Here is a 7619-nt window from a genome sequence, read left to right as displayed (position 1 = left end):
CCCCGCCGCCCCTTCTCGTCCCGTCCCCCGGGGGCTGCGCCCCCGGACCCCCGCTTTCGGCCTTGACGGCCTCGTCCTCAAACGCCGGACGGGCTGAGTGCACCGGACCGGCGTCCGAGCAGAGGACTCACCGTCCCGGGCGGACCGTCAGGTCGTTGACCTCCGCGTCCCTGGGCAGGTCCAGGGCCATGAGGATCGTCGTGGCGACCGACTCGGGGTCGATCCACTTGGCGGGGTCGTACTCCTTGCCCTCCTGACGGTGGACCTTGGCCTGCATGGGGCTGGCGGTGCGGCCGGGGTAGACCGAGGTGACGCGGACGCCGTTCGCGTGCTCCTCCTGGCGCAGGGCGTCGGCCAGGGCCTTCAGGCCGTGCTTGGAGGCGGCGTACGCGGACCAGTCGGCGTGGGCGTTGAGGCCGGAGCCGGAGTTGACGAAGAGCACGTGGCCCTGGGCGACGCGGAGCTGGGGCAGGAGGAGGCGGGTCAGCTCGGCGGGCGCGACCAGGTTGACGTTGAGCTGGTTGCGCCAGGCCTTGGGGGTGAGGTCGCCGACCGGACCGAGGTCGACCACCCCGGCGATGTGCAGCAGCGAGTCCACGCTCCCGGGCAGGGTCTGGTGCGAGAAGGCCCAGGAGAGCTTGTCCGGGTCCGCCAGGTCGCCGACCAGCGTCCTCGCACCGGGGAACGCGGCCGCCAGTTCCTTCGCCCGGCCCGCGTCGCGCGCGTGCAGGACGACCTCGTCGCCGCGTTCGTGCAGGCGGCGGGTCACGGCCGCGCCGATGCCGGAGCCCGCTCCGGTGATCACATGTGTAGCCATGCCCGCCATGCTCGCATCACCGGCGGGTCACTCGATGCCCTGGCTCTCCTCCAGGTAGGCGAGCGCCCCGACCGGCTCCTCGGCGAAGAACACCAGCTCGGTGAGGGGGCGGGGCAGGAAGCCCTCGTCCTCCATGCGGCGGAACTGCTCCTTGAGTCCGTCGTAGAAGCCCGCCGTGTTGAGCAGGACGACGGGCTTGTCGGTGTGCCCGTGCTTCTTCAGCTCCAGGATCTCCGTCGCCTCGTCCAGCGTGCCGGTGCCGCCCACCATGATCACCACGGCGTCGGCCTTCTCCAGCAGCAGCCGCTTGCGCTCGGCGAGGTCCCCCGCGATCACCATCTCGTCGGCGCCCTCGCGCGCCTTGGCCGCCAGGAAGCCGACCGAGACGCCGAGCAGCCGCCCGCCGGACTCCTGCACGCCGTCGGCGACCACCTTCATCAGCCCGACGTCGGAGCCGCCCCACACGAGGGTGTGACCGCCCTTTCCGAGCAGCTCGGCGAACTCCTTCGCCGGGCGCGTGTAGCGCTCGTCGAGGTCGGCGGCGGAGAGGAAGACGCAGATGTTCATGGAGCAACGGTACGTTCGGCGCGCCACGGGGAAGAACCCGGCTTCCGGCCGCGCTGTCATCAGGAGAGGCGTCAGGAGAGCCGGCTACCGAGGAGGACGATCGTGACCAAGGGACACCGCATCACCGTCGAGCGCAGCGACCGGCACGTGCGCGTGGTGCACGGCGAGCGGCTCCTGGCGGAGAGCGACCGGGCGCTCGTCCTGCGGGAGACGGGCTGTCCGGAGCGCTACTACATCCCGTCCGAGGACGTCAGGCTCGGCCTGCTGACGCCCTCCGGCACGCACACGCACTGCCCCTTCAAGGGTGACGCGTCCTACTGGTCGCTGCCGGACGCGGCGGACGTCGTCTGGACGTACCCGGACCCGAAGCCGGAGGTGGCGGAGATCAAGGACCACCTCTGCTTCTACGAAGTCGAGGTCTCCTGACCGCTTCGTGTCCTGACCGCTTCGTGTCCTGACCGCTGAAGCGCGTGCCGTAGGGCAGTCTGCACAGGCATGGAGAAGAGGACTCTTTCGCGCGACGGCACGCGCATCGCCTACGAACGCACCGGGCAGGGGCCCGCGGTCGTCCTCGTCAGCGGCGCCATGTCGACGGGCGCCACGGTCGCGCCGCTGGCCGCGGAGCTGTCGGCGCTTCTCGACGTCACCGTGTACGACCGCCGGGGCCGCGGCGCGAGCGGTGACACGGAGCCCTACGCGGTGGAACGCGAGATCGAGGACCTTGCCGCGCTGATCGAGGCGGTGGGCGGCGAGGTGTCGCTGTACGGCGTGTCGTCGGGCGGCGCGCTGGTGCTCCGGGCGGCGGCGAGCGGGTTGCCGGTGCGCCGGGTGGCCGTGTACGAGGTGCCGTACGCCATGGACGACGCCGCCGCGCGGGCCGCCGCGGAGTACACCGATCGGCTGGCCGAGGCGCTGGGGCAGGGGCGGCGCGGGGACGCGGTGGAGCTGTTCCTGCGGTTCACCGGTCTGGGCGAGGACATGATCCGGGGCGCGCGAGAGTCCCCGATGTGGGCGGGTCTGGAGTCGGTCGCGCCGAGTCTGGCGTACGACGACGCGGTGATGGGCGACAGCCGGGTGCCCCGGTCCGGGCTCTCCTCGGTCACCGCTCCCCTGCTGGCCCTGGCGGGCGGCGCGAGCGACGCGTGGTGGCACGGGGCCGCCCGCGCGATCGCGGAGGCGGCCCCCGGCGGCACTTACGGCACGGTGGCGGGCCAGACCCACACGGTGGAGCCGGGTGTGCTGGCGCCGGTGCTGACGGACTTCTTCGCGAAGTAGGCCGCCCGCGCGGTGGCAGCGGCCTGCGCGCCGTCCGCGGGGTCGGGCGTCGCCGTCGGCTCAGGCCACGCCGGCCGTCGCGCGCGTGGTGGACGCGATGGTCGCCGAGCCCACCACACGGGTGCCGTCGTACAGCACGATCGCCTGGCCGGGGGCGACGCCGCGCACCGGCTCCCGGAACGACACCTCCAGGGCGCCGTCGACCACTTCGGCCCGTACCTCGGTCTCGCCGCCGTGGGCGCGGAGCTGGGCCGTGTAGGTGCCGGGTCCGGTCGGGGCGGCGCCGCACCAGCGGGGCTTGATCGCCCGCAGTCCGTTGACGTCGAGGGCGTCCGCGGGACCGACCGTCACCGTGTTGGTCACCGGGGAGATGTCCAGGACGTAGCGGGGCTTGCCGTCGGGTGCCGGGGTGCCGATGCGCAGGCCCTTGCGCTGACCGATGGTGTAGCCGTACGCGCCCTCGTGGGTGCCGAGACGGTTGCCCGCCTCGTCGACGATGTCGCCCTCGGAGCGGCCCAGCCGGTCGGCGAGGAAGCCCTGGGTGTCGCCGTCGGCGATGAAGCAGATGTCGTGCGAGTCGGGCTTCTTGGCGACCGCCAGATTCCTGCGCTCGGCCTCCGCGCGGATCTCGTCCTTGGTGGTGAGGGTGTCGCCGAGCGGGAACATCGCGTGCGCGAGCTGCCGGTCGTCGAGCACCCCGAGGACGTAGCTCTGGTCCTTGGCCATGTCGGAGGCGCGGTGCAGCTCACGTGTGCCGTCGTCCCGCCGGATCACCTGGGCGTAGTGGCCGGTGCAGACGGCGTCGAAGCCGAGGGCGAGCGCCTTGTCGAGCAGCGCGGCGAACTTGATCTTCTCGTTGCAGCGCAGGCAGGGGTTCGGGGTGCGGCCGGCCTCGTACTCGGCGACGAAGTCCTCGACCACGTCCTCCCGGAAGCGGTCGGCGAGGTCCCACACGTAGAAGGGGATACCGATGACGTCCGCGGCACGGCGGGCGTCCCGGGAGTCCTCGATGGTGCAACAGCCCCGCGCGCCCGTGCGGAAGGACTGCGGGTTCGCGGAGAGAGCGAGGTGGACGCCGGTCACGTCGTGCCCCGCCTCGGCCGCGCGGGCGGCGGCGACGGCGGAGTCGACTCCGCCCGACATGGCGGCGAGGACGCGGAGGGGACGGGTGCGCTGCGGGGTCTCAGTCATAACCCTTCCAGGGTACGGGGAGGCGGGAACCGGAGCGCGCGAGTATGCGTTGAAGATCGCATGGGGGCGAAGCACGAATCCAGAAGCGCATCCACCGGTGGCTCCGGCAAGGGACCCGCCGGCGGGTCCAAGGACGCGGACCGGCGCATCGGCCGTCGGGCTCTGATCGTCGGCGGCACGGCGGCGGCCGTGGGCACGGCGGCGCTGGCACGCGACGAGCTGGCCCGCCTGTGGTGGCGCGTACCCGGAGTCGAGCGGCCCCGCGAGGCGGGCGCGGTCGACTACGGCGGCGCGCGGTGGGTGGCGGCGTCGGACGAGAACTGGCGGCGTGCCGACCGGCCCGACGACTTCGGCGTCGACATGGTGATCGTCCACGTCACACAGGGCAGCTTCGCGAGCGCGGTCAAGGCCTTCCAGGATCCGGGGCACAAGGCGGCCACGCACTACATCGTCGGGCAGGACGGGCGCGTCACCCAGATGATCCGCGAGCTGGACGTCGCGTACCACGCGGGCAACCGCGACTACAACGAGCGCAGTGTCGGCATCGAGCACGAAGGCTTCGTGGACCGCCCGCAGGACTTCACCGACGCGATGTACGCCGCCTCCGCGCGTCTGACGGCGGGGATCTGCGCGCGGTACGAGATACCCCTGGACCGCGAGCACATCATCGGCCACGTGGAGGTGCCGGGCACCGACCACACCGACCCGGGGCCGCACTGGGACTGGGACCGGTACCTGAAGCTGGTGCGGCGGGCGGCCACGAGTACCCCCTCCCCCAGCGCCTCCAAGAGCGCCTGACCCCTACGTCAGCCCCGCCGCCCGGGCCCGTTCCACCGCGGGGCCGATGGCCTTGGCGAGCGCCTCGACGTCCGCCTCCGTGGAGGTGTGACCGAGGGAGAAGCGAAGCGTGCCGCGGGCCAGGCCGGGGTCGGTGCCGGTGGCCAGCAGGACGTGGCTGGGCTGGGCGACGCCCGCGGTGCAGGCGGAGCCGGTGGAGCACTCGATGCCCTGGGCGTCCAGCAGGAGGAGCAGGGAGTCGCCCTCGCAGCCGGGGAAGGTGAAGTGGGCGTTGGCCGGGAGGCGGCCCTCCGGTGCCGGGTCGCCGCCGAGGATCGCGTCCGGCACCGCCGTACGGACCGCGTCGACCAGGTCGTCGCGCAGGGTGCCGATCTCGCGGGCGAACCACTCGCGCTGCTTGGCGGCGAGGCGCCCGGCGACCGCGAAGGAGGCGACGGCGGGGACGTCGAGGGTGCCGGAGCGGACGTGGCGTTCCTGGCCGCCGCCGTGCAGGACCGGTACGGGGCTGTACTCGCGGCCCAGGAGCAGCGCGCCGATGCCGTAGGGGCCGCCGATCTTGTGGCCGGAAACCGTCATCGCGGCGAGCCCGGAGGCGGCGAAGTCGACCGGGAGCTGACCGATCGCCTGGACCGCGTCGGCGTGCAGCGGCACGTCGAACTCGGCGGCCACGTCGGCGAGTTCGCGGACCGGCATGATCGTGCCGATCTCGTTGTTGGCCCACATCACGGTGGCGAGGGCGACGTCGGCGGGGTCGCGGGCGATGGCCTCGCGCAGCGCCTGGGGGTGGACGCGGCCGTGGGCGTCGACCGGCAGGTACTCGACCGTGGCGCCCTCGTGCTCGCCGAGCCAGTGGACGGCGTCGAGGACGGCGTGGTGCTCGACGGGGCTGGCCAGGACGCGGGTGCGGGCCGGGTCGGCGTCGCGGCGGGCCCAGTACAGGCCCTTGACGGCGAGGTTGTCGGCCTCGGTGCCGCCGGCCGTGAGGACCACCTCACTGGGGCGGGCACCGAGGGCTTCGGCGAGCGTCTCGCGGGCCTCCTCGACGGTGCGCCGTGCGCGGCGGCCGGACGCGTGGAGGGAGGAGGCGTTGCCGGTGACGCCCAGGTGCGCGGTGAGTGCCTCGACCGCCTCGGGAAGCATCGGGGTGGTCGCGGCGTGGTCGAGGTAAGCCATGGTGCGGCCGATTCTACGGGGCGGTGCCGCCCGGCCTCAGATCAAGGTTGGCCTCTTCACGGTCGGCCTCTACGTGGCCGGCCTCTCCGTGCGGGCCGTGCGAGCCGGGCGGGCCGGGCGAGCCGGGCGGACGGTGCGGCGGCTCACACGGTCCGCGGCGCGACTCAGAGACTCCACGACATCGTGTTGTCGGCGGCCATGAACGCCACCAGGACCAACAGGTCGGCGACGCCCAGTCCGAGGCCGAGGAGGGCCCGGCCGCGGCGGGCGGTGCCGCGCCACAGGGCGACGCTCGCCAGGGCGATGGCCATCGGACCGAGGAAGACGTTGAGGACGAGCAGACCGAGCAGGCCGAGGACGAAGGAAGCGACGGCCATGCCGTCGGTGTCCCGGATGCCGGTCCGGCGGGTGGTGGCCGGTGCGGTGAGCTGCATGGTGTTCTCCCTGCCGTGCGTCAGTGACGTGCATCGGTGCCGTGCGTCAGTGGGCGGAGGTGCTCCGTCGGCGGCCGTGTCGCTCGCGGAGCGCGAAGATGCCGAGCCAGACGGCGATGACCAGGCCGACGGCGACGGAGAAGGTGAGCGGTGCGTGGGCGACGGTGCCCAGCATCACACCGAGGAGCAGGAGTGCGGCGACGAGAAACAGCATGGTGCGGATCCCCCAACCTTGGGTGAACGACTGTGGTTACACTTGTTCACTGACTTCCCAGTCTAGCGCGCCGCACGGCTTTTCAATTCCAGAGAACAGTTGTTAACTGCATGGTATGAGTCACACTCCCGGGGTTCGGCAGGCCCAGAAGCAGAAGACCCGGCAGGCGCTCATGGACGCGGCCCTCGGACTACTGGAGGAGCAGAGCCTGAGCAGCCTGGGCCTGCGCGAGGTCACCCGCGCCGTGGGCGTCGCCCCGACCGCCTTCTACCGGCACTTCCCCTCCGTCGCCGACCTCGGCGTGGCGCTGGTCGAGGAAGCGCTGGGCAGCCTGCACCCGATGATCCGGACCACGGTGTCGCCGGCCGAGGACAGCGACGAACGCATCGCCCGCGCCGTCGAGTTGATCGCCGGCCACGTGGCCGCCCATCCCGCCCACGTCCGGTTCATCGCCCGCGAACGGCACGGCGGGGTCCAGCCGGTGCGGGACGCCATACGGGAGCAACTGGCCCGGTTCGCCCAGGAGGTGAAGACCGAGCTGGCCAAGGACCCCGTGTCGGCCGGCTGGAGCGACGCCGACCTGCTGATGCTCGCGGGTCTGTACGTCGACCAGATGCTCGTCACGGGCTCACTCTTCCTGGAGGCGCTGGAGGTCCAGGACGATCAGGAGGCGCAGGACGACCACGGGGCCCAGAAGGAGGCGCGCAGGCGAGCCGCCGACACCGCGACCCGGCAGATGCGGCTGATCAGCATCGGCCGCAGGCACTGGCTGGACTGACAGGGCATCAGCCGTCGGCGGACGGCCGGCCCGGGCCGGCTCCTCGCGGGCCTCGGGAGGGGCGACCACCTCCGCCCGGTCGGAGAACGCGGGCAGTTACCGGACCTCGGCCAGGGCGCCGTACGTCGGTCTCCTGCTCCACGGAAGTCGGCGAGCAGTTCGATGCCGCCGTCCCGCCGTGCCGCCCGCGTTCGGCGTACACGGGGACGCCGGAGGCCGACAGGGCCTCGACGTCCCGGTAGACGGTGCGGACGGACACCCCGAGACGCTCGGCGAGTTCGCGTGCGGGCAGGCGGCCGCGGGTCTGCAGGAGCAGCAGGACCGACAGCGGGCGGACGGACTTCACGCCGGCACCAGCCTGCACCGGGGGCG

Annotated in this window: 10 protein-coding genes and 1 pseudogene; 4 read left to right on the top strand and 7 right to left on the bottom strand. The window is 72.8% G+C overall.

Features of this window, described 5'->3' with window-relative positions; genetic code table 11:
- Window positions 1-127: 127 nt before the first annotated feature.
- Window positions 128-817 (bottom strand): SDR family oxidoreductase, encoded by a 690-nt coding sequence (locus tag EBH09_RS25960; RefSeq protein ID WP_193776537.1) that lies wholly within the window; start codon window positions 815-817, stop codon window positions 128-130.
- A 27-nt stretch (window positions 818-844) separates the two neighbouring features.
- Window positions 845-1384: a TIGR00730 family Rossman fold protein gene (locus EBH09_RS25955; protein WP_121749313.1), complete on the bottom strand. Its 540-nt coding sequence runs from the start codon at window positions 1382-1384 to the stop codon at window positions 845-847.
- Window positions 1385-1486: 102 nt separating this feature from the next.
- Here EBH09_RS25955 and EBH09_RS25950 point away from each other — a divergent pair, with 102 nt between their 5' ends.
- Together EBH09_RS25950 and EBH09_RS25945 are read left to right on the top strand one after the other, a co-directional pair.
- Window positions 1487-1810 (top strand): DUF427 domain-containing protein, encoded by a 324-nt coding sequence (locus tag EBH09_RS25950; protein ID WP_121749312.1) that lies wholly within the window; start codon window positions 1487-1489, stop codon window positions 1808-1810.
- A gap of 69 nt (window positions 1811-1879) precedes the next feature.
- Complete coding sequence (locus EBH09_RS25945) at window positions 1880-2659, top strand: alpha/beta hydrolase (protein WP_121749311.1); 780 nt, start codon at window positions 1880-1882, stop codon at window positions 2657-2659.
- A 60-nt stretch (window positions 2660-2719) separates the two neighbouring features.
- Here EBH09_RS25945 and mnmA read toward each other — a convergent pair whose 3' ends face one another.
- A complete protein-coding gene (gene mnmA, locus EBH09_RS25940) occupies window positions 2720-3850 on the bottom strand; it encodes a tRNA 2-thiouridine(34) synthase MnmA (RefSeq protein WP_121749310.1) in 1131 nt (376 codons plus the stop codon).
- Between the two features lie 60 nt (window positions 3851-3910).
- Between mnmA and EBH09_RS25935 the strand changes: the two genes are divergently transcribed.
- A complete protein-coding gene (locus EBH09_RS25935; protein WP_121749309.1) occupies window positions 3911-4648 on the top strand; it encodes an N-acetylmuramoyl-L-alanine amidase in 738 nt (245 codons plus the stop codon).
- Window positions 4649-4651: 3 nt separating this feature from the next.
- Here the strand turns inward: EBH09_RS25935 and EBH09_RS25930 are convergent, their stop codons facing one another.
- The 3 genes from EBH09_RS25930 to EBH09_RS25920 all read right to left on the bottom strand — a co-directional run bounded on the left by EBH09_RS25930 (window position 4652) and on the right by EBH09_RS25920 (window position 6469).
- On the bottom strand, window positions 4652-5821 hold the full coding sequence (locus EBH09_RS25930) for a cysteine desulfurase family protein (RefSeq protein WP_121749308.1): 1170 nt from the start codon (window positions 5819-5821) through the stop codon (window positions 4652-4654).
- A gap of 164 nt (window positions 5822-5985) precedes the next feature.
- Window positions 5986-6255, bottom strand: coding sequence for a DUF4190 domain-containing protein (locus EBH09_RS25925; protein ID WP_121749307.1), 270 nt, complete (start codon window positions 6253-6255; stop codon window positions 5986-5988).
- A gap of 46 nt (window positions 6256-6301) precedes the next feature.
- Entirely contained in the window at window positions 6302-6469 is a 168-nt protein-coding gene (locus EBH09_RS25920; RefSeq protein ID WP_121749306.1) for a hypothetical protein, read from the bottom strand.
- A gap of 115 nt (window positions 6470-6584) precedes the next feature.
- On the opposite strand from EBH09_RS25920, the gene EBH09_RS25915 reads away from it, so the two are divergent.
- Window positions 6585-7247, top strand: coding sequence for a TetR family transcriptional regulator (locus tag EBH09_RS25915; RefSeq protein ID WP_121749305.1), 663 nt, complete (start codon window positions 6585-6587; stop codon window positions 7245-7247).
- 140 nt (window positions 7248-7387) lie between these two features.
- On the opposite strand, the pseudogene EBH09_RS25910 reads toward EBH09_RS25915, so the two are convergent.
- A pseudogene (locus tag EBH09_RS25910) lies at window positions 7388-7593 on the bottom strand (HTH domain-containing protein); the annotation flags it as partial.
- Window positions 7594-7619 lie beyond the last annotated feature (26 nt).

Origin of the sequence: Streptomyces sp. E2N166 (genome assembly GCF_003671715.1) — a bacterium.
In the GTDB taxonomy this organism is placed as follows: Bacteria; Actinomycetota; Actinomycetes; order Streptomycetales; family Streptomycetaceae; genus Streptomyces; species Streptomyces thinghirensis.
This window is presented reverse-complemented; position numbering and strand designations above follow the sequence as displayed.

Excerpts from the sequence above, each read along its gene's own strand:
- EBH09_RS25925 (WP_121749307.1), bottom strand. The coding sequence starts at position 6,255 with ATGCAGCTCACCGCACCGGCCACCACCCGCCGGACCGGCATCCGGGAC.
- mnmA (WP_121749310.1), bottom strand. The coding sequence starts at position 3,850 with ATGACTGAGACCCCGCAGCGCACCCGTCCCCTCCGCGTCCTCGCCGCC.
- EBH09_RS25960 (WP_193776537.1), bottom strand. The coding sequence starts at position 817 with ATGGCTACACATGTGATCACCGGAGCGGGCTCCGGCATCGGCGCGGCC.
- EBH09_RS25945 (WP_121749311.1), top strand. The coding sequence starts at position 1,880 with ATGGAGAAGAGGACTCTTTCGCGCGACGGCACGCGCATCGCCTACGAA.
- EBH09_RS25955 (WP_121749313.1), bottom strand. The coding sequence starts at position 1,384 with ATGAACATCTGCGTCTTCCTCTCCGCCGCCGACCTCGACGAGCGCTAC.
- EBH09_RS25930 (WP_121749308.1), bottom strand. The coding sequence starts at position 5,821 with ATGGCTTACCTCGACCACGCCGCGACCACCCCGATGCTTCCCGAGGCG.
- EBH09_RS25935 (WP_121749309.1), top strand. The coding sequence starts at position 3,911 with ATGGGGGCGAAGCACGAATCCAGAAGCGCATCCACCGGTGGCTCCGGC.
- EBH09_RS25915 (WP_121749305.1), top strand. The coding sequence starts at position 6,585 with ATGAGTCACACTCCCGGGGTTCGGCAGGCCCAGAAGCAGAAGACCCGG.
- EBH09_RS25920 (WP_121749306.1), bottom strand. The coding sequence starts at position 6,469 with ATGCTGTTTCTCGTCGCCGCACTCCTGCTCCTCGGTGTGATGCTGGGC.